Genomic DNA, 18,869 nt, shown 5'->3' on the forward strand with positions numbered 1-18,869 from the left:
GCCTACTTGACGACGCTCAGCGGAAGCAGCTTCTTGCCCGTCGGGCCGACCTGGATCTCGGTCTGCATCTGCGGGCACACGCCGCAGTCGAAGCACGGGGTCCAGCGGCAGTCCTCGACCTCGACCTCGTCGAGCGCGTCCTGCCAGTCCTCCCAGAGCCAGTCCTTGTCCAGACCGGAGTCCAGGTGGTCCCAGGGCAGGACCTCCTCGTACGTGCGCTCACGCGTCGTGTACCAGGCGACGTCCACGCCCTGCGGCGGCAGCGTCTCCTCGGCGCACTTCATCCACTGGTCGTAGCTGAAGTGCTCGCGCCAGCCGTCGAAGCGGCCGCCCGACTCGTACACCGCGCGGATCACCGCGCCGACGCGGCGGTCGCCGCGCGAGAGCAGGCCCTCGACGATGCCGGGCTTGCCGTCGTGGTAGCGGAAGCCGATCGACCGGCCGTACTTCTTGTCGCCGCGGATCTTGTCGCGCAGCTTCTCCAGCCGGGCGTCGGTCTCCTCGGCGGACAGCTGCGGCGCCCACTGGAACGGGGTGTGCGGCTTGGGCACGAACCCGCCGATGGACACCGTGCAGCGGATGTCGTTGGAGCCGGAGACCTCGCGGCCCTTGGCGATCACGTTGACCGCCATGTCGCCGATCTGGAGGACGTCCTCGTCGGTCTCGGTCGGCAGGCCGCACATGAAGTACAGCTTCACCTGACGCCAGCCGTTGCCGTACGCGGTGGCGACGGTCCGGATCAGGTCCTCCTCCGAGACCATCTTGTTGATGACCTTGCGCATGCGCTCGGAGCCGCCCTCGGGGGCGAAGGTCAGACCGGAACGGCGGCCGTTGCGGGTCAGCTCGTTCGCGAGGTCGACATTGAAGGCATCCACGCGGGTCGAGGGCAGCGAGAGGCCGATCTTGTCTTCCTCGTACCGGTCGGCGAGGCCCTTGGCGATGTCACCGATCTCGGTGTGGTCGGCGGAGGACAGCGACAGCAGGCCGACCTCCTCGAAGCCGGTCGCCTTCAGGCCCCGGTCCACCATCTCGCCGATGCCGGTGATACTGCGCTCGCGCACCGGCCGCGTGATCATGCCGGCCTGGCAGAAACGGCAACCACGCGTGCAGCCACGGAAGATCTCGACCGACATCCGCTCATGAACGGTCTCCGCCAGCGGGACCAGCGGCTGCTTGGGGTACGGCCACTCGTCGAGGTCCATGACCGTGTGCTTCGAGACGCGCCACGGCACGCCGGAGCGGTTGGGGACGACGCGGCCGATGCGGCCGTCCGCCAGGTACTCGACGTCGTAGAACCTCGGGACGTACACCCCGCCGGTCTTCGCCAGGCGGAACAGCACCTCGTCGCGCCCGCCCGGACGGCCCTCCGCCTTCCACGCCCGGATGATCTCGGTCATCTCCAGGACCGCCTGCTCACCGTCGCCGATCACGGCGCAGTCGATGAACTCGGCGATCGGCTCCGGGTTGAACGCGGCGTGCCCGCCGGCGAGGACGATCGGGTCGTCGACCGTGCGGTCCTTCGCCTCCAGCGGAATGCCCGCGAGGTCGAGCGCCGTGAGCATGTTGGTGTAGCCGAGCTCCGTGGAGAAGCTGAGGCCGAAGACGTCGAACGCCTTGACCGGCCGGTGGGCATCCACCGTGAACTGCGGCACGTTGTGCTCGCGCATCAGGGCCTCGAGGTCCGGCCAGACGCTGTACGTACGCTCGGCGAGGACGCCCTCGCGCTCGTTGAGGACCTCGTAGAGGATCATGACGCCCTGGTTGGGCAGACCGACCTCGTAGGCGTCCGGGTACATAAGGGCCCAGCGGACGTCGCAGCTCTCCCACGGCTTCACCGTGGAGTTGAGCTCACCACCGACGTACTGGATCGGCTTCTGCACGTGCGGGAGCAGGGCCTCGAGCTGCGGGAAGACCGATTCGGACATCTCGAACCTTCATGAGCGGGCAAGGGTGACTCTCAAGCGTAACCGCTTGGAGTCACCGCCCGGCACGGCAATCACAGCAACCCCGCACTGGCGGGGACCACCACAGAGCCCAGTGCACGTCGCACTCGTCCCATGGAACACCCCCGCGTCAGCGGGGAAACCGCGCACCGGGGAAACGAACGACCGCACCCATCGGTCACGCCCCTACCCCCTCCCCCCACACCCCCGGCAGCCCCCGCTCGTCCTCCCCCGCCCGCGCCTCCTCCCTCCCGTACAGCAGCCCGTAGGTGAACGTCGGCTCCCCCGCCCCCTCCGCCTGCGCGGCCAGCGTCCGCAGCGCGCCCCGTGCCAGGACGCTGTCCTGGTGGTCGCCCAGCACCGTCTGGACCGCCTTCATCCGCCGCGCGAGGCGCCGCGCGTCCTTGCCCAGGGCGGGGGCCGCCGCCTCCGCCGCGTAGCGGGCCCGCTTGGCCGCCTTGCGGGCGTCGTGCAGGGCTCTGTCCCGCTCCTGGCCCGGAGCCGTGGCCAGGGCGTGTTCCACGCGCACGGAGAGCCGTCCGCAGTCCCGCCGCACGGCCCGGGCCAGCACCTTCTCGGGGCGCCGGGCCGCGCCCGGCAGCAGCGGCGGATCGGCGACGAGCGCGTCGAGCGCGTCCAGCAGCGCGAGATAGCGCGGGCCGTCGAGCGTGGCCGTCAGCCGCCGCCGCGCCTCCGCACCGCTCCGCGCGGACCACACCCGCAGCCGCGCCCGCACCGGCCCGCGGACCAGGGCCCGCGGCAGTTCGTCGAGCCGCTCGCGCAGCCGCGCGACGAGGACCTCGCGGTCCCGGTCGATGCCCAACTCACCGGCCAGCCAGCGCAGTTCGACACCGATCGGATCGGTGACCCGGCGGTCGAGGACCTTGCCGTACGTACGGAAGGCGCTGCGCAGCCGCCGCGTGGCCACCCGCATCTGGTGGACCGCGTCCTCCGTGCCGCGCCGCGCCCCGGGGTCGAGGGCGACGACGGCCTCGACCTGCTCGCGCACATACGCGAGGACATGCCCGCCCGCGTCCCCGGGCAGCGGCACGGCCTCCGCCGGCGCCCCGGCGGAGCCCAGCGCCCGCGCCAGCTTGCTCCCGGACCGCGCGGGCCGCAGCCCGGCCTTGCGCAGCCGCGGTTCGAGCGCGTCGAACAGCGCGGGGTCGGTGCCCTCCGCCAGTTCGACCTCGATCTCCGCCCAGGAGACGTCCCCCGCCGTGACGGCGTCGACGGCGACCTCCGCCAGCACGGACCCGTCCCCGCCCACCAGTTCGCTGATCTCCCTCCGCGTCCCGATGCGGGCGACCGGCGCGAGCGGCGCCCCGCGGACGCGGGAGCGGACGAGCGAGGTCAGGGCGCGCGGCACCCGGGCGACGGTCAGCGGGGCCCGGACCTCGTCCCGCACCCCGGGCGCGACGGGCAGCTTGAGGTGCCATCCGGCGTCGGACCCGCCCGTGCGCCGGCGCAGGGTGATGCCTGCCGCGAGCAGCCGGCGGTCGGCGGTGTCGTAGTAGACGGCGTCCAGCTCGACGACGCCCCGGGCGCGGACCCCGGCCACGGGCGCGGCCCGGGTCAGGTCGGGGAGGCGGGCCGGGCCCGCTCCGTCCACGGCTTCGTATTTCCGCTCGATCTCTCGCACGGTGTCCGCCATGTCCCCGAATCTAATCGCGCGGCACCCGCCGCGACAGACGCCGGCCGGACGTCAAGGCGCGGCCAGCGGCCGCTGCACCTTGATCGACTGGAGCAGCCCGACCGCGATCCACGCCGCGAACATCGACGAGCCGCCGTACGACACGAACGGCAGCGGGAGTCCCGTGACGGGCATGATGCCGAGCGTCATGCCGATGTTCTCGAAGGACTGGAAGGCGAACCAGGCGATGATCCCGGCGGCCACGATCGTGCCGTAGAGGTCGGTCGCCTCCCGGGCGATGCGGCAGGCGCGCCAGAGGATGACGCCGATGAGCAGGATGATCGCGCCCGCGCCGACGAAGCCGAGCTCCTCGCCCGCCACGGTGAAGATGAAGTCCGTCTGCTGCTCGGGGACGAACCGGCCGGTGGTCTGGGAGCCCTGGAAGAGCCCGGATCCGGTGAGCCCGCCGGAGCCGATGGCGATGCGGGCCTGTTTGGTGTTGTAGCCGACGCCGGCCGGGTCGAAGGCGGGGTTGGCGAACGCGGCGAAGCGGTTGATCTGGTACTCGTCGAGTATCCCCAGCTGCCAGATGAGGACGCAGCCGAGCACGCCCGCGCCCATCAGCCCCGCCATCCAGCAGTGGGAGGCACCGGAGGCGAGCAGCACGGCGAGCACGATGACGACCAGGACCATGACGGAGCCGAGGTCCGGCATCAGCAGGATCACGGCGATCGGCAGCCCGGCGACGCCGAGCGCCTGGAGGACGGTGCGGTGGTCGGGGTACGGCCGGTCGCCCGCGTCCACGGCCTGGGCCAGCAGCATCGCCATGCCCAGCGTGATGGTGATCTTGGTGAACTCGGAGGGCTGGATGGAGAACCCGCCGCCGAGCTGGATCCAGGAGCGCGCCCCGTTGATCGTCGCGCCCAGCGGCGTCAGGACGGAGGCCGTGGCCAGCACGGACGCCACGTAGAGCATCGGGACCGCGCCGCGCAGCGCCCGGTGGCCGGCCCAGATCGCGCCGGCGGCCAGGGCGACGCCTATGCCGGTGTTGAGGATGTTGCGCAGCAGGAAGTAGTACGGGTCGCCGTGGGTGAGCTCCTTGCGGCCGCGGGTGGCGGAGTAGACGAGCAGGGTGCTGATCGCCGACAGGGCCAGCGCGGCCAGCAGCATCGTCCAGTCGAGGCGCCACAGGACCGAGTCGCGGTCGGTGAGGCGGTCCCAGGCGGAGCGCTGCGGGGCGAAGCGGCGGATGCGGAAGCCGTCGGCGCTCACTCGTCCCGTCCCTCTTCCTTCCTGGCCGGGGCGGCGGGCGGGTCGATCTTCTGCGCCACGATGGTGCCGTCCTTGTCGATCTTCGGCAGCCCGGCCTGGGGCTCGGGGAGCAGCGCCTTCTTGACGTCGATCCGGCCCTTGTCGTCCAGGCCGTAGAGCGCGTTGTAGATGTTGCGGACGGCGGGGCCGGAGGCACCGGAGCCGGTGCCGCCCTGGGAGATCGTCATGACGATCGTGAAGTCCTTGGTGTAGCTCGCGAACCAGGAGGTCGTCTGCTTGCCGGCGACCTCGGCGGTGCCGGTCTTGGCGTGCATGGGGATGTCCTTCTGCGGCCAGCCCCCGAACCGCCAGGCGGCGCTGCCCTGGGTGGCGACGCCGGCCAGCGCGGAGTCCAGCTGGTCGCGGGTCTTCGCGTCGAACGGCAGCTTCCCGTGGGCCTTGGGCTCGATCTCCTGGATCCGCTTGCCGTCGGCGCTGACGACCGCCTTGCCGATGGTCGGGTCGTGGAGGGTGCCGCCGTTGGCGATGGCCGCGTAGATGGTGGCCATCTGGATGGGGGTGACGAGGGTGTCGCCCTGGCCGATCGAGTAGTTGACGGAGTCACCGGCGCGCATCCGGGCGAACGACTCGCAGTTCTCCTTGGCGATCTGCGCGGCGTAGTCCCCCTTGTCGGCGGCCTCGCCCTGCTTGCACCAGGTCTCCTTGTTGGCCTCCCAGTACCGCTTCTTCCAGTCGCGGTCGGGGACGCGGCCGCGGACCTCGTTGGGGAGGTCGATGCCGGTGTTCTTGCCGAGGCCGAACTGATGGGCCGTCTTGTAGAACCAGTCCTTGGGGTGCTTGGGGTTGTTGCCGCCGTCCTTCTGCCACTGGCGGTACGCCAGGTCGTAGAAGACGGTGTCGCAGGAGACCTCCAGCGCCCGGCCGAGGTCGATGGGCCCGTAGCCCTTGGACTCGAAGTTCTTGAAGACCTGGTGGCCGATGCTGTACGAGCTGGAGCAGTTGTACTTGTCGGTGAAGGAGTAGCCGGCGTTCACCGACGCCGTCGCGGAGATGACCTTGAAGATGGAGCCGGGCGCGGCCTGGCCCTGGATGGCCCGGTTGAGCAGCGGGTAGTCGGAGTCCTTGCCGGTGAGGGCCTGGTAGTCCTTGGCGGAGATGCCGCCGACCCAGGCGTTGGGGTCGTAGGTGGGGTTGGAGGCCATGGCCACCACCCGGCCGGTCTTCGACTCCATGACGACGACGGCGCCCGCGTCGGCCTTGTAGTTGGTGCCGGTGTTGCGGTCGATCTCCTTGCGGGCGTCCTTCATCGCCCCGTCCAGCTCCCGTTCCGCTATGGCCTGCACCCGGGCGTCGATGCTGGTGACGACGTTGGAGCCGGGCTCGGCCTTGTCGCTCCTGGCCTTGCCGATGACCCGGCCGAGGTTGTCGACCTCGTAGCGGGTGACGCCGGCCCTGCCGCGCAGCTCGGTGTCGTACTGCCGCTCCAGCCCGTTGCGGCCGATCTCGTCGGAGCGCATCAGCGGGGTGCGGGAGTCCTTGGCCTTGGTGATCTCGTCGTCGGTGACGGGCGAGAGGTAGCCCAGCACCTGGGCGGTGTTGGAGCCGCCGGGGCCGGCGTAGCGGCGCACGGCCATGGGTTCGGCGGTGATGCCGGGGAAGTCCTCGGCGCGCTCGCGGATCTGGAGGGCCTGCTGGGTGGTGGCGCCGTCGGTGATGGGGATGGGCTGGTACGGCGAGCCGGCCCAGCAGGGCTTGGGCGTCTTGGCGTCGCACAGCCGGACCTTGGCGGCCACGTCCTCCGGCTTGAGGCCGAGCACCCCGGCGAGCCGGTCGAGGACGCGCTTGCCCTTGTCCTTCATCTTCATCAGGTCGGTGCGGTTGGCGGAGACCACGAGCCGCGTCTGGTTGTCCGCCAGCGGGATGCCGCGCGCGTCGAGGATCGAGCCGCGGGTGGCGGGGACGATGACCTGCTGGATGTGGTTGTTGGCGGCCTCGGCGGTGTACTCCTCGCCGTTGCGGATCTGCAGGTACCACAGCCGTCCGCCGAGGGTGAGCAGCAGCGAGACGACGAGGATCTGGAGGACGACGAGGCGGATGGTGACGCGTGAGGTGCGCCCCGTCTCGGGGATGTTGCTCACCGTACCCCCCGCTGGTTGTCGGGCCGGGGGACCGGGGGTTGTCCCCCGGGAAGTTGCAGCCTCACAGGCGCTTGCCGCCCTTCAGCCACCTGCCGTCCCTCGTCCCGCGCGAGAGCCCGCGCGAGAACAGCCCGCCGCGCTGGCCGCCCAGGGTCCTGCCGCGCCCGGCGCGCATGCTGACGGAGAGCCGGCCGTAGGCCCCGTCCCCGCCGGCCGCGACGGCGGCGGTGCCCTCGGCGGTGAGCGGGTCGTTCTCGCCGCGCCGGGCCAGGGCCATGATCAGCGGGACGGTGAAGGGTGCGAGGAGCAGGTCGTAGAGGGCGGCGGTGAGCAGCAGCCCGGTCAGGCCCACGTGCCGGGCGGCGGTGTCGCCGACGAGGGCGCCGACGCCCGCGTAGAGCAGGGTGGAGACGACGGCGGCGGCGAGCACGACGACCAGCGGCAGGGTGACGGACCGCAGCCGTCCGGTCTCCGGCTTGGCGAGGCCGACCAGGTAGCCGACGACGCAGAGCACCAGCGCGTAGCGCCCGGTGGCATGGTCGGCGGGCGGGGCGAGGTCGGCGAGGAGGCCGGCGCCGAAGCCGACGAGGGCGCCGCCGGTGTGCCCGTAGACCAGGCCGAGGGCGACGACGACGAGCAGCAGCAGGTCGGGGACCGCGCCGGGGAGGTGGAGCCGGGCGAAGACGCTCACCTGGAGGACCAGGGCCACCACCACGAGCGCGGACGAGAGCAGGATCCGGTTGAGGCGCATCGGCATGGGTCAGTCCCTGTTGGGGTTGGCGCTCGCGGACGGGGTGGCCGTGACGGTCACCGTGGGGGTGGGTTTGGGGGCCGCGGGCTTGGGCGGCAGCACGCTGTCGCGCGGGTCGGTCCGGGGCGGGACGACGACCACGCCGACCAGGTCGAGCTTGCTGAAGCCGACGAAGGGGCGCACCTGGAGGGTGCGGGTGAGCCGCCCGCCGGAGGGCTCGACGCGGACGACCTCGCCGACCGGGACGCCGGGGACGAAGGGCTTGTCGCGGCTGGAGCCGAAGGTGACGAGCCGGTCGCCGGAGCGGACGGCGGCCTTGCCGTTGAGGAGTTCGACGCGCAGGGTGCTGTCGCCCTGGCCGTTGGCGAAGCCGATCTCGCCGCTCTTCTCCAGGCGGGTGCCGACGGTGAACTTGGGGTCGCTGACGAGCAGCACGGTGGAGGTGGACGGGCCGACGGTGGTGACCCGGCCGACGAGGCCGTCGCCGTTGAGGACGGTCATGTCGCGCTGGACGCCGTCCCGGCTGCCGATGTCGATGGTGACCGTCCAGGAGAAGCCCTGGGCGGCTCCTATGGCGATGACCTGGGCGCCCTTGATGCCGTACTGGCCGCGGCCGGCGGTGCCCAGCATCCGGTCGAGCTCACGGACGCGGGCGCTCCTGCGGTCGTCGCTGCCGAGCCGCTGCTTGAGGGCGGTGTTCTCGCGCTCCAGGGCGGTGATCCGGTCGCTGCGGTCGCCGGAGTCCCGTACGGCGGCGACCGCGTCGGCGACCGGGTCGACGACGCCGGCGACGCCCTTCTCCACCGGTCCGAAGGCGGTGGCGGCGGCCCGCCGGGCACCGTCGAGCGGGGACTGGTCGCCGCCGCGGATGTCGACCGTGATCAACGCGAACGCGACGGCGATCAGCAGCGCCAGCAGCAGCCGGCTCTCTCGTGTGTCCCTCACGTGCGGCGGCATGCCCTTCTCGTCGGACCGGCCGGCTGCGGGCCCCTGGCCGGTGATCGGCAGCGTGGTGCCTGTATATCAGGCCGGGGCCCTACCGGCGGGGTTGGGCGTCCAGCACCTGCTGGAGCGCCTCGAACTCCTCCACGCACTTGCCGGAGCCCAGGGCCACCGAGTCCAGCGGGTCCTCGGCGATGTGGATCGGCATGCCGGTCTCGCGGCGCAGCCGCTCGTCGAGGCCGCGCAGCAGGGCGCCGCCGCCGGTGAGCACGATGCCGCGGTCCATGACGTCGCCGGAGAGCTCGGGCGGGCACTTGTCCAGGGTGGTCTTGACCGCGTCGACGATGGAGTTGACCGGCTCCTCGATGGCCTTGCGGACCTCGGCGGCCGAGATGACGACCGTCTTGGGCAGACCGCTGACCAGGTCGCGGCCGCGGATCTCGGTGTGCTCGTCCTGCTCCAGGTCGTACGCCGAGCCGATGGTGATCTTGATCTGCTCGGCGGTGCGCTCGCCCAGGAGGAGGCTGTACTCCTTCTTGATGTGCTGGATGATCGCGTTGTCCAGCTCATCGCCCGCGACGCGGATGGACTGCGCGGTGACGATGCCGCCCAGGGAGATCACCGCGACCTCGGTGGTGCCGCCGCCGATGTCGACGACCATGTTGCCGGTGGCCTCGTGGACCGGGAGCCCGGAGCCGATCGCGGCGGCCATCGGCTCCTCGATGATGTGCACCTGCCGGGCGCCGGCCTGGGTGGACGCCTCGATCACCGCGCGCCGCTCGACGCCGGTGATGCCGGAGGGCACGCAGACCACGACGCGCGGACGGGCCATCCAGCGGCGCTTGTGGATTTTGAGGATGAAGTAACGGAGCATCCGCTCCGTGATCTCGAAGTCCGCGATGACGCCGTCCTTGAGCGGACGCACCGCGACGATGTTGCCCGGCGTCCGCCCGATCATCTTCTTCGCCTCGGCGCCGACCGCGAGGATGCCACCGGTGTTCGTATTGATGGCGACGACGGACGGCTCGTTGAGGACGATCCCGCGGCCTCTGACGTACACCAGCGTGTTGGCGGTCCCGAGGTCGACAGCCATGTCACGGCCGATGAACGACATGTTGTTCCCCATGAGGATACGTCTGGCCTTCCCAGCTGGAGCGATTGCTTACTTGAGGTCGGCAGGTGGTGCGCTGCGGGGCGCGGAAGCTCTCATCGTAGTCTCGCCGGACAGAAAGCGACGCGACAGCTGCTCCGCCATTGTCGGCGGAACACAAGCTCGCCTCTGTAATGGTGACGTCGTGTCGGAGTGAGAGGTTCCCCCGATCGGGGCGCATATGTCAGAGGGCGACCGACAAAGAAATCGGTCGCCCCTGATCAGAATGCGTACCTACCTGACCCTCTATCAGACAAGGCCCGGAAAGAAAATCTTGATTTCACGCTCGGCGGACTCCTCCGAGTCCGACGCGTGGATGAGGTTCTCGCGCGTGATGGTGCCGAAGTCACCACGGATGGATCCCGGGGCGGCCGAAATCGGGTCGGTCGGGCCCGCCAGCGCCCGGATGCCCTCGACGACCCGCTCGCCCTCGACGACCATCGCGACGACCGGACCGGACGACATGAAGCCCATCAGCGGCTCGTAGAAGTCCCGGCCGACGTGCTCGGCGTAGTGCTGTTCGAGGACAGTGCGGTCCAGGGTGCGCAGCTCCAGCGCGCTGATCGTCCAGTTCGCCTTGCGCTCGATGCGGGCGATGACCTCGCCCACGAGCTTGCGCGCGACGGTGTCCGGCTTGAGGAGGACGAGGGTGCGCTGCTGGCTCATACTGCGGCTCCTTGCGGGTTCCTTGCGAATGATCAGGTGTGTGGGGCCAGAGGGTACAGGGGTGCGGGAGCGGACCCGCACCCGGTCCATGTCTTCGGTCCCGCACCGCCTCAGCCGTGCGCCGCCTCGGCCTCCGCGGCCGCGAAGCGCGCCTTGGCCTCGTCGATCTTCCGTCCGTAGTGCACCGACGCCCACCACAGACCGGCGAAGGCCGCCCCGAGGAAGAACATCGTCGGCACCACGAAACCGCTGGCGATCAGGCCGAGCTGGAACGCCCAGCCCAGCAGCACGCCACCGGGACGGGTGATCACGCCGCACAGCAGGACGCTGAGCACCATCGCGATGCCGCTGACCGTCCAGACGGTGCCGGTCGACAGGTCCGGCGACTTCATGGCCACCAGCCCGGCAAAGCCGATGATGAAGAATTCACCGATCAGAGTGCTCGCGCACAGCATGCGCATGTGTCAGCTCCTCCCCAGCAGCAGCCGGGCCTCGCCCACGGTGATGACCGAACCGGTCACCAGTACACCCGCCCCCGCGTACTCGCCCTCCTCCTCGGCGAGGGTGACGGCCGCCTCCAGGGCGTCGTCCAGGCGGGGTTCGACCTGCACCCGCTCCTCGCCGAAGACCTCGACGGCGAGCGCGGCGAGCGCGTCCACGTCCATGGCCCGGTCGCTTGAGTTGCGGGTGACGACGACCTCGGCGAAGACCGGTTCGAAGGCCTCCAGCATGCCGCGGACGTCCTTGCCCTCGCTGGCGCCCACCACGCCGACCAGCCGGCTGAAGCCGAAGGCCTCGCCGATCGAGCCGGCCGCGGCGCGGGCGCCCGCCGGGTTGTGCGCGGCGTCCAGCACCACGGTGGGGCTGCGGCGCACCACTTCGAGGCGGCCCGGCGAGCTCACTGTGGCGAACGCGCGCCGCACCACGTCGAGGTCGAGGGTGCGGGCGTGCTGGGCGCCGATGCCGAAGAAGGCCTCGACCGCGGCCAGCGCCACCGCCGCGTTGTGCGCCTGGTGCTCGCCGTGCAGCGGGAGGAAGACCTCGGGGTACTCGCCGCCGAGCCCGCGCAGGGTCAGCAGCTGGCCGCCGACGGCCACCTCGCGGGCGACGACGCCGAACTCCATGCCCTCGCGGGCGACCGTGGCGTCCACCTCGACCGCGCGCTTCAGCAGCGTCTGCGCGGCGTCCACCGGCTGCTGGGCCAGGACGACGGTGGCGCCCTGCTTGACGATCCCGGCCTTCTCCAGGGCGATCTCGCCGGGGGTCGAGCCGAGCCGGTCGGTGTGGTCGAGGGAGATCGGGGTCACCACGGCGACGTTGCCGTCCACGACGTTGGTCGCGTCCCAGGTGCCGCCCATGCCGACCTCGACCACCGCGACGTCCACCGGGGCGTCGGCGAAGGCCGCGAAGGCCATGCCGGTGATCACCTCGAAGAAGGAGAGGCGGTACTCCTCGCGCTCGTCGACCATGCGCACATACGGCTCGATGTCGCGGTACGTCTCGATGAAGCGCTCGGCGTCGATCGGCGCCCCGTCCAGGCTGATCCGCTCGGTGACGGACTGGACGTGCGGGCTGGTGTAGCGGCCGGTGCGCAGGTCGAAGGCGGCCAGCAGGGACTCGATCATGCGGGCCGTGCTGGTCTTGCCGTTGGTGCCGGTGATGTGGATGGAGGGGTACGCGCGCTCGGGGTGCCCCAGGATGTCGAGCAGGCCCTGGATGCGCACCAGCGACGGGTCGAGCTTGGTCTCGCCCCAGCGGCCGGCGAGCTCCGTCTCCACCTCGCGCAGGGCCCGGTCCACCTCGGGGTCGGCCGGGCGGGCGGGGACGGCGTCGCCCTGCGGCGGCCCGGACTGGGCGCGCAGGGTGCGGCTGCCGGCCTCGATCACGGCCAGGTCGGGGTCGCGGTCCGTTTCGGCTTCGACGATCTCCTCGAACCGGTCGGGGTTCTCGCTGTCGTCGTTCAGGGGGCGCTCGCTCACGCGCCCAGTCTACGGAGCCGGGGGGCCGGGCGAAGGGCCGGGGCGACAGTCCCGGACCATCACCAGGAGCGCTATGTTCCGCTTTGCCCTACCGTTTTAGTGGGCTTTGTCCATGGGAGCGGGTGAGAATCATGGGCTCCGAGGACCGGGTCTCCCGGGAAGCCCGGGAACAGGGCCTGCTCCAGTCGATCCTGGAGGCGCTGCCCGCCGGGGCGCTGCTGATGAGCCCCGACGACGAGATCCTGGCGGTCAACCGCGAGTTCGTCCGCATGTTCGACCTGGAGGGCCGGGCGGACCTCTCCCGCGGCGCCCCCGTCCGGCCCGTCGTCCCGCTCGTCCGCGCCTGGTTCACCACCGCCGGGCACACCGGACCCGGCCCCGGTGAGATCCTGGCCCGGCGGCCCGTCCACCGCGTCGCCGAGATCCCGCTCACCGACGGGCGCGTCATCCGCCGCCAGGTCGAGCCGCTGCACCACGACGGCGCCTACCTGGGCGCCCTCTGGTTCTTCGGCGACGTCACCGAGCGCAAGCGGCGCGAGCACGACCTGGAGCGGGACAACGTCGCGCTCACCGAGCTCGCCCGGCAGCGCAACGCCTTCACCGCCGCCGCCTCCCACGAGCTGCGCACCCCGCTGACCACCGTCATCAGCTTCGGCGAACTGCTCACCGACCCGGCGTTCGGCGCGCTCACCGCCGAGCAGCGCTCCTTCGTCGACGCCATCCGCCGCAACGGCGAGCGCATGCAGCGGGTCATCTCCGACCTGCTGTTCACCACCCGGATGCGGGCCGTCGGGCCCGAGCTGGAGATCGGTGACGTGGACGTGCCGGGCATGCTCCGCGACGCCGTCCTGGAGTCCCTGTGCACCGGGCCCGGCGCTCCGCCGCCCGTCTTCACCGTGCTGGACTGCACCCCGGGACCCCCGCTGCGCGGCGACCGGCACCGCCTCCGGCACGTCCTCGGAAACCTGCTGGAGAACGCCGCGAAGTTCACCCCGCCCGACGGACGGATCACCGTCGCGGCCCGGCCGCGCGGCGGCTGCTGGGAGATCACGGTGGCCGACACCGGCATCGGCATCCCCGAGAACGCCCGGGAGGAGATCTTCTCCGGCTTCGTCCGCGCCGCCAACGCCCGGACGGGCGGCTACCCCGGCACCGGCCTCGGCCTCTCCATCGCCCGCGAGCTCGTCGCACTGCACGGCGGCACGCTGACCGCCGGCGGCACGGAGGGGAAGGGCGCGTCCTTCCTGATCCGCCTGCCGGTCGAGGGACCGGCCGAGGTGCCGGGGGCCTCCCCATGACCCGGATCCTGGTCGTCGAGGACGACACCGACCTCGCCCTCGCGCTGCGCACCCTGCTCACCCGCGCCGGCTACGAGGTCGTCCACGCCGAGGACGGCCGCGAAGCGCTGCGGCTGCTCTTCGCCGAACGCCCCGCGCTGCTGATCCTCGACATCGGCCTGCCCGAGCTGGACGGCTGGGCGGTCCTGGAACGCACCCGGGACCTCAGCGACCTCCCCGTCCTCCTGCTCACCGCCCGGGGCGCCGAGACGGACCGGGTGCGCGGCCTGCGCTCGGGCGCCGACGACTACCTCCCCAAGCCCTTCGGCAACGACGAGCTCCTCGCCCGCGTCGAGGCCCTGCTGCGCCGCAGCGCCCCCGCCCGCTGGGCGGGCGACTCCTTCGACGACGGCCTGCGGCTGGTGCCGGAGCGCCGCTCGGCGGTCTGGCAGGGCCAGGAGGCGCGCCTCAGCGACATCGAGTACCGCCTGCTCCAGCTCCTCGTCCGCAACCGGGGCCGGGTGATCACGACCGACCAGCTCCTCGACCGGGTCTGGGACGACCGGGACGGGACGGGGAGGGAGCGGGTGAAGTTCGCGGTGCTGCGGTTGCGGCGGAAGTTGCGGCAGGCGGCGGGGGATGCCGCCGCGGATCCTCTGGAGGCCGTCCGCGGCCTCGGGTACCGCTACCGCGCGGATAGCGGTCCACGGGAGGTTTGAGCCCCTGACCCGCCCTTTCACCGTTTCCTCCGGGGAGACCCCGGACCCCATTCGCCCTTCGGGCGAAGTCCTCAAGCTCCCCGGAGGGGGCAACCCCCAGACGGGCTGATTTCAGCCCGTCCGGCGCTTGAGGACACCCGCGCGGAGCGCAAAGAAACGGTGAAAGGGCGGGACCGGGGCACAACCCCCTTCCACCGGGACCAAAGTCCCGGATCGCTTTCGCAACCGTCCGGCAACCGAACCCCATCCGGGTGAGCAACCCACGCCCCGCACTGTCAGGTGCTGACCCCGCACCCGAGACAGCCCGGAGGCCCCCGTGACCGCGCCCAAGAGCAACCGCATCGCCCTCGTCCTCGGCACCCGCCCCGAGCTCGTCAAGCTCACGGACCTCATCCGGCTCCTCGGCCCCACAGCCCATCTGATCCACACCGGCCAGCACTACGACGAGGAGCTGTCCGGCCGCTTCCTCACCGAGCTCGGTCTCCCGGAGCCCACCTACCTCACCGGCATCGGCGGCAAGCCCCGCGCCGTCCAGATCTCCGCGGCCCTCGCCCAGCTCGACGAGCTGTTCACCGCCGAGCCGCCGCTCGCCGTCGTCGTCCAGGGCGACACCAACGCCGCCCTGGCCGGCGCGCTCGCCGCCAACGCCCGGGGCATCCCGCTGCTGCACGTCGAGGCCGGGCTGCGCAGCCACGACCGCAACATGCCCGAGGAGCACAACCGCGTCCTCATCGACCGCATCGCCGACGTGCTGTGCGCCGCCACCGGGGACAACCGCGCCAACCTCCTCGCCGAGGGCGTGGCCGACGACCGCATCGAGATCACCGGCAACACCGTCGTCGAGGCCGTCCACAACCAGCTCCCCGGCGCCGACACCCGCGCGGCCCTCCTCCGGACGCACGGCCTGACCGCCGACGCGTACGTCCTGGCCACCGTGCACCGCCCGGAGAACACCGACTCCCCCGAGGCCCTGCGCGCCATCCTCACCGAGCTCGCCGCGCTCGCCACCGACGACCGCCCGGTCGTCCTGCCGCTGCACCCGCGCACCCGGGCCCGTATCGAGGCGGCCGGCCTCACCGGGCTGCTCGCCCCGCTGACCGTGACCGCTCCGCTGGGCTACTCCGAGTTCCTGGCCCTGGCCCGGCACGCGGCGCTGCTGGTCTCCGACTCCGGCGGCATCCAGGAGGAGTGCACTGTCCTCGGCCGCCCGCTGGTCGTCGTGCGCCGCTCGACGGAACGCCCGGAGGCCATGGCCGACTTCGCGGACCTGGTCCAGCCGGGCCCGGCAATCGGCGCGGCCGCCCGCCGCCGCCTCGCCGAGGGCCGCGCCGGACTGGACCGCCTCGCCGCCCTGCCCAGCCCGTTCGGCGACGGACTCGCCTCCGACCGCATCGCGGAGCTGCTCGCGCGGATCGCCGCGCCCGAACTCGCGACCGCTGCCTGAGCCCCTCCCCGCCCCGCCTCAGCCGCAGCCGAACGCCCCAAGGACTTCTCCCGCATGTTCTCCCATCCCCTCCTCCTCGCCTTCCCCTTCTTCCTCCTCGCCTGCTTCCTCCTCTACTGGGCCGGCGCCCGTCACGCCTACACCCGCCGCCCCGTCGCCGAGTTCGGCGACCCCGGCGCCTTCGACTGGCACTTCTTCGTCCCCTGCCGTGACGAGGAGGCCGTCGTCGCCACCACCGTCGGCCGGCTGCGCGCCGACCACCCGCGCGCCCACGTCTGGGTCATCGACGACGACAGCGACGACCGCACCGGCGAGATCGTCGCCGAACTCGCCGAGCGCGACCTGCGCGTCCATCTGGTGCGCCGCCACCGCCCGGAGGCCCGCCAGGGCAAGGGCGCCGCGCTCAACGCCGCGTACGACGAGCTGAACCAGTTCCTGTCCCGCGAGAGCGACCGCGAGAGCGTCGTGGTCTGCGTCATCGACGCCGACGGCCAGCTGGACCCCAACGCCCTGAACATCGTCAGCGGCCCGGCCGGCTTCGGCGACCCCGAGATCGGCGGCGTGCAGGTCAGCGTCCGGATGCGCAACACCGAGGACAGGCGTCCGCTGGGCGACCGCGGCCGCGTCCGCAACGCCTTCGCCCGGCTCCTCGTCCGCATGCAGGACATGGAGTTCTCCGTCTCCAACGCCGGCATGCAGCTGCTGCGCGCCCGCACCGGCTCCGTCGGCCTGGGCGGCAACGGCCAGTTCACCCGCCTCGCGTCCCTGGACCGAATAGCCGAGGCCGAGCGCCGTCCCTGGAAGCGCGGTGCGCTGCTGGAGGACTACGAGCTCGGTCTGCACATGATCCTCACCGGTGACCGCATCAACCACATCGCCGACACCTGGGTCTCCCAGGAGGGCCTGCCGCACGGCCGCCGCTTCCTGACCCAGCGCACCCGCTGGGCCCAGGGCAACCTCCAGTGCGTCCGCTACGCGCCGCGCATCGTCTCCTCGCGCCACTACGGCGGCAAGGGCATCCTGGAGACCCTCTACACCTTCCTCCAGCCCGTCGCCCACCTGGTCACCCTCGCGCTGTGCGCGATCATGTTCGTCCTCCTGGGCCTGACCGTCGCCGAGGACGGCGCTGGCGAGGCGTTCGGCGGCATGCTCGCCCTGTGGCCGCTGGTCCTGGGCCTGGCCGTGGTCTCCGTCCTGCCGTTCGTCCTGTGGGGCCCGGTCTACCGCCGGGACCGCGCCGAGGACCGCTCGCTGATCGTCGCCCTGCTGTGGGGGCTGGCGCTGTGGCTGTACGCGTACCACCTCTTCCCGGCGTCCGCCCGCGGCTTCGTCCGGATGCTGCGCGGCCGCAACGGCTGGGCCAAGACCCGCCGCAACGCGGAGGCCCTCGACGCGGGCCCGACCGCCATCGAGGCGTAAATCACAGCGACTTGACGCAACCTTCGCTCCCGTTCCACCCTCTCACCGCCGGTGACACGTGTGTGTGCACACGTGCAGTAGGTCGCAGTAGGTCATGGAACGGGAGCGTCATAGCGTCGTGCGGATACCGGTACTCAGCAGTCGAACTCACCTGCTGCTGCTCACTGCCTGGGCCGTGCTGTGGTTCCTGGTGGTGGAGCCCAGCGGCGGCTTCTCCTGGCACTACCTGCGCACCGGCGGGGAGCTGATCTACAACGGGTCGTCGGGCGACGGTGGGCTCAACCTCTACGCCCGCCACCCCGAACTCCAGATGGGCCCGATCAGCTTTCTGGTCGCGGGCCTGTTCAACCCCTTCCCGGCCGAGGTCGGCCAGGTGCTCGCCGAGGCGTTCATGTCGGCGCTCGGCCTGATCGTCCTGGTCCTGGCCGGACGCAGCGCCGCCCGGCACTTCCTGGGCACCGGCACCAACCACCAGCGGCTGCGGCGGCGGGTGCTGATCGCGGGCCTGGCCTTCATCCCCATGTGGATCGAGGTCTCCGTCCGCTTCGCGCACCTCGACGACGTCCTGGCCCTCTTCTTCACCGCCCTGGCCGTCCGCTACCTGACCCGCTGCAACGCGGCGGCGACGGGCATCTGCATGGCCCTGGCCCTCGACTCCAAGCCGACCGCCCTCGCCTTCCTCCCCCTGCTCCTCGCCCTCCCCAAGGAGCGCTGGCTGCGGGCGGGCCTGTGGTGCGCGGGGCTCGTCGCCGTCGCCTGGCTCCCGTTCTTCGTCATGGACGTGCACTCCTTCGCCGCCGCCAAGTTCACCATCCCCAACAGCCCCGCGTCGGCGCTGCGTTGGCTGGGCGGCAACACCCCCGAGACCCCCGACTGGGCCCGCCCCGCCCAGGCCGCGCTCGGCCTCGCCCTCGGCTCGATCGCGGTATGGCGCGGCCGCTGGGCGGCGGTGGTCCTGCTGGGCGCCAACGCCCGTATCCTCCTCGACCCCAGCGTCTACACGTACTACACGGCGTCCGTGCTCCTCGGGACATTGCTGTGGGACGTGTGCGGGCAGCGGCGGCTGGTACCGCTGTGGAGCTGGCTGGCGCTGGTGACGCTGTACGGCAGCGTCTTCGTCGTCCCGGACGACGCGACACGCGGCCTGATCCGTCTCGCCTTCGTCGCCGTGTCGACGGCGTACGTCCTGCTGGCCCCGGTCCGGGACCGCCGCGACCGCAACAGCCACCGGTCGGTGGACCGGGTGGAGGGGGAGCCGGTGGAGGGGCCGTGGGGGCCGATGTGGGATCCGGGGCGTACGCGCCCGTGGTCGCACTAGGGGGTTTGCTCCCCGCCCCGCCCTCATCCGTTTTCGCGGGGGCTGCGCCCCTGCGGGACCCCGCTGCGCGCTGCCGCGCGTGGGTGGGCGGGGCTTCGCCCCTGCGCCCCACCGGGGGCTCCGCCCCCTGGCCCCCTGAAGCGCCCTGCGGGCGCTGTCCTCAAACGCCGGACGGGCTGAATTTCAGCCCGTCCGGCGTTTGAGGACGAGCGGCGGAG

Annotated in this window: 15 protein-coding genes; 5 read left to right on the forward strand and 10 right to left on the reverse strand. The window is 71.9% G+C overall.

Annotated features, from left to right (window positions below):
• Positions 1-2: 2 nt before the first annotated feature.
• From AB8735_RS14195 to AB8735_RS14240, 10 genes are all read right to left on the reverse strand, one after another.
• Positions 3-1,925 (reverse strand): TIGR03960 family B12-binding radical SAM protein, encoded by a 1,923-nt coding sequence (locus AB8735_RS14195; RefSeq protein WP_344020876.1) that lies wholly within the window; start codon positions 1,923-1,925, stop codon positions 3-5.
• Positions 1,926-2,121: 196 nt separating this feature from the next.
• Positions 2,122-3,597 carry a CHAD domain-containing protein gene (locus AB8735_RS14200; protein ID WP_372407652.1) on the reverse strand — a complete coding sequence of 492 codons (1,476 nt, stop codon included), beginning with the start codon at positions 3,595-3,597 and terminating at the stop codon, positions 2,122-2,124.
• A gap of 51 nt (positions 3,598-3,648) precedes the next feature.
• Positions 3,649-4,848: a rod shape-determining protein RodA gene (rodA, locus tag AB8735_RS14205; protein WP_372407653.1), complete on the reverse strand. Its 1,200-nt coding sequence runs from the start codon at positions 4,846-4,848 to the stop codon at positions 3,649-3,651.
• Positions 4,845-6,986, reverse strand: coding sequence for a penicillin-binding protein 2 (gene mrdA / locus AB8735_RS14210; RefSeq protein WP_344020870.1), 2,142 nt, complete (start codon positions 6,984-6,986; stop codon positions 4,845-4,847). The genes rodA and mrdA overlap by 4 nt, the downstream gene beginning before the upstream one ends.
• A 61-nt stretch (positions 6,987-7,047) precedes the next feature.
• On the reverse strand, positions 7,048-7,737 hold the full coding sequence (mreD, locus tag AB8735_RS14215; RefSeq protein WP_344020888.1) for a rod shape-determining protein MreD: 690 nt from the start codon (positions 7,735-7,737) through the stop codon (positions 7,048-7,050).
• A gap of 9 nt (positions 7,738-7,746) precedes the next feature.
• On the reverse strand, positions 7,747-8,682 hold the full coding sequence (gene mreC / locus AB8735_RS14220; protein WP_344020868.1) for a rod shape-determining protein MreC: 936 nt from the start codon (positions 8,680-8,682) through the stop codon (positions 7,747-7,749).
• A 91-nt stretch (positions 8,683-8,773) separates the two neighbouring features.
• Complete coding sequence (locus AB8735_RS14225; RefSeq protein ID WP_004950903.1) at positions 8,774-9,793, reverse strand: rod shape-determining protein; 1,020 nt, start codon at positions 9,791-9,793, stop codon at positions 8,774-8,776.
• Positions 9,794-10,078: 285 nt separating this feature from the next.
• A complete protein-coding gene (gene ndk, locus AB8735_RS14230) occupies positions 10,079-10,495 on the reverse strand; it encodes a nucleoside-diphosphate kinase (protein ID WP_344020866.1) in 417 nt (138 codons plus the stop codon).
• 110 nt (positions 10,496-10,605) lie between these two features.
• A complete protein-coding gene (locus AB8735_RS14235) occupies positions 10,606-10,956 on the reverse strand; it encodes a DUF4233 domain-containing protein (RefSeq protein WP_344020864.1) in 351 nt (116 codons plus the stop codon).
• A 3-nt stretch (positions 10,957-10,959) separates the two neighbouring features.
• The gene (locus AB8735_RS14240; RefSeq protein ID WP_372407656.1) at positions 10,960-12,474 is read right to left on the reverse strand and encodes a folylpolyglutamate synthase/dihydrofolate synthase family protein; all 1,515 of its coding nucleotides are present in this window, start codon (positions 12,472-12,474) and stop codon (positions 10,960-10,962) included.
• 131 nt (positions 12,475-12,605) lie between these two features.
• Between AB8735_RS14240 and AB8735_RS14245 the strand changes: the two genes are divergently transcribed.
• The 5 genes from AB8735_RS14245 to AB8735_RS14265 all read left to right on the forward strand — a co-directional run bounded on the left by AB8735_RS14245 (position 12,606) and on the right by AB8735_RS14265 (position 18,651).
• Complete coding sequence (locus AB8735_RS14245; RefSeq protein ID WP_344020860.1) at positions 12,606-13,772, forward strand: ATP-binding protein; 1,167 nt, start codon at positions 12,606-12,608, stop codon at positions 13,770-13,772.
• A complete protein-coding gene (locus AB8735_RS14250; protein ID WP_372407659.1) occupies positions 13,769-14,470 on the forward strand; it encodes a response regulator transcription factor in 702 nt (233 codons plus the stop codon). Before AB8735_RS14245 ends, AB8735_RS14250 begins: the two co-directional genes overlap by 4 nt.
• Positions 14,471-14,786: 316 nt before the next feature.
• Positions 14,787-15,914, forward strand: coding sequence for a non-hydrolyzing UDP-N-acetylglucosamine 2-epimerase (wecB, locus tag AB8735_RS14255; RefSeq protein WP_344020856.1), 1,128 nt, complete (start codon positions 14,787-14,789; stop codon positions 15,912-15,914).
• A gap of 54 nt (positions 15,915-15,968) precedes the next feature.
• Complete coding sequence (locus AB8735_RS14260; RefSeq protein WP_372407661.1) at positions 15,969-17,333, forward strand: glycosyltransferase; 1,365 nt, start codon at positions 15,969-15,971, stop codon at positions 17,331-17,333.
• Between the two features lie 94 nt (positions 17,334-17,427).
• Positions 17,428-18,651 carry a hypothetical protein gene (locus AB8735_RS14265; protein WP_372407663.1) on the forward strand — a complete coding sequence of 408 codons (1,224 nt, stop codon included), beginning with the start codon at positions 17,428-17,430 and terminating at the stop codon, positions 18,649-18,651.
• Positions 18,652-18,869 lie beyond the last annotated feature (218 nt).

The organism is Streptomyces luteireticuli, assembly GCF_041519305.1.
Classification (GTDB): domain Bacteria; phylum Actinomycetota; class Actinomycetes; order Streptomycetales; family Streptomycetaceae; genus Streptomyces; species Streptomyces luteireticuli.

Bases quoted from the DNA above. Each gene is read 5' to 3' on its own strand.
- AB8735_RS14225 (WP_004950903.1), bottom strand. From the start codon at position 9,793: ATGTCGTTCATCGGCCGTGACATGGCTGTCGACCTCGGGACCGCCAAC.
- AB8735_RS14250 (WP_372407659.1), top strand. From the start codon at position 13,769: ATGACCCGGATCCTGGTCGTCGAGGACGACACCGACCTCGCCCTCGCG.
- ndk (WP_344020866.1), bottom strand. From the start codon at position 10,495: ATGAGCCAGCAGCGCACCCTCGTCCTCCTCAAGCCGGACACCGTCGCG.
- AB8735_RS14195 (WP_344020876.1), bottom strand. From the start codon at position 1,925: ATGTCCGAATCGGTCTTCCCGCAGCTCGAGGCCCTGCTCCCGCACGTG.
- AB8735_RS14200 (WP_372407652.1), bottom strand. From the start codon at position 3,597: ATGGCGGACACCGTGCGAGAGATCGAGCGGAAATACGAAGCCGTGGAC.
- AB8735_RS14265 (WP_372407663.1), top strand. From the start codon at position 17,428: ATGGAACGGGAGCGTCATAGCGTCGTGCGGATACCGGTACTCAGCAGT.
- AB8735_RS14245 (WP_344020860.1), top strand. From the start codon at position 12,606: ATGGGCTCCGAGGACCGGGTCTCCCGGGAAGCCCGGGAACAGGGCCTG.
- AB8735_RS14235 (WP_344020864.1), bottom strand. From the start codon at position 10,956: ATGCGCATGCTGTGCGCGAGCACTCTGATCGGTGAATTCTTCATCATC.
- AB8735_RS14260 (WP_372407661.1), top strand. From the start codon at position 15,969: ATGTTCTCCCATCCCCTCCTCCTCGCCTTCCCCTTCTTCCTCCTCGCC.
- mreD (WP_344020888.1), bottom strand. From the start codon at position 7,737: ATGCGCCTCAACCGGATCCTGCTCTCGTCCGCGCTCGTGGTGGTGGCC.